1 protein-coding gene and 1 pseudogene are annotated in these 1,204 nt (G+C 37.5%); one reads left to right on the top strand and one right to left on the bottom strand.

Annotated features, from left to right (window positions below):
* Positions 1 to 134: 134 nt before the first annotated feature.
* The gene (locus tag CWB66_RS13325; RefSeq protein ID WP_252371758.1) at positions 135 to 728 is read left to right on the top strand and encodes a hypothetical protein; all 594 of its coding nucleotides are present in this window, start codon (positions 135 to 137) and stop codon (positions 726 to 728) included.
* A 15-nt stretch (positions 729 to 743) separates the two neighbouring features.
* Here CWB66_RS13325 and CWB66_RS13330 read toward each other — a convergent pair.
* Positions 744 to 1,010, bottom strand: a pseudogene (locus CWB66_RS13330) (IS110 family transposase); the annotation flags it as partial.
* Positions 1,011 to 1,204: the final 194 nt, after the last annotated feature.

The raw sequence follows: 1,204 nt of genomic DNA on the forward strand, positions 1-1,204 counted from the left end.
CCATGTCGGGCGTACACAAGGTCGTGCAATCTGACCTCCGACTACTGTCACCTTTTGTGCATAAACCCGCACAAAAGGTGACAGTAGCCTCCGGCAGTTGACGACGGCGTTATGTTTTCATGGAGTACCGCGTAGTGAGCGAGCTTGATTCAATAATATTTGAAATTCGTGATGGAATATCTGAAGTCGCCGAGGACTTTGATTCCGAAACAAAAGACTTAGTTAGCTTTCTTGGGGTTAATGATGAGCATGAGTACCATTCCGTTATGGACTCTTTTATTTTGCTGGAAGATACTCAATTAGCTAAAAATGAATTTTGTAAAGTGGATTTTATTAATGAATCATTTGGTAGGCTTTATCTAATGTTCTACGGAGTTTTAAATTCTTGCTATATGCAACAGCAAGCAATATTAGTGATATCTAAAAAGTTAAACATTGAGCAGAATATTTCTGAAATAAAGGGCGTAGAAGTCGTAGCTTATCGTAATGATTTTTCTGCACACTCTCCGAATAGAGGTAGAGGAAAATCAGAGCATAGCTTTATGCTAGACAGACTCGCTATGAGGCAGGCTAAAGTCAAAGGGTACACTGCTAATCATGAAACTGGGGATGTATTCCGAGAAGCTAATATAAACTCTTTGATATCTGAATGGGACCTAGTCTTAGAAAGACAATTAGCGTTAATAGCTGAAAAGTTACTGAATAAAAAACATAACAACACGCCCTGAGGTGGACAGCAAGCGCTAAAGCTCACTTTCCACCGCAAATTTTAACAGCGGTGATCCCTTACTTTTCAATGCAGTTAAGTAAGTTGATTCATCGTAGGGCGTATGTGTTTTCCAACACCTAAATAGGATTCGTATCCACTTAAATGCCAATGATCTGATGATGGTATTATGGGGTTTTCCTTTGGCTTCTTGCTGCCAACTATCGTGGCCAAGTAACGATGCTTTACCCCAAAATGAATAACGTACAGATAATCTTGCCAATTTCACAAATGTTTGCCTTAAAATTTAGAGTTAAGCCCTTTTATCCTAAATAAAAGCCACTTAAACACCAGTAATCCATTCCCAAATGCCAATTAAAACAACATTAAACTCTTTTTTATATGCTGAGTAAAAGTACAGCAATAGATTGAACCAAAATAGGAACTCAGCTATGGTTTGTTTATTAATAAAAAATAAAAAACGAGTTAATTTATAGG

It is taken from the genome of Pseudoalteromonas sp. S558 (assembly GCF_005886635.1).
GTDB lineage: Bacteria > Pseudomonadota > Gammaproteobacteria > Enterobacterales > Alteromonadaceae > Pseudoalteromonas > Pseudoalteromonas aliena.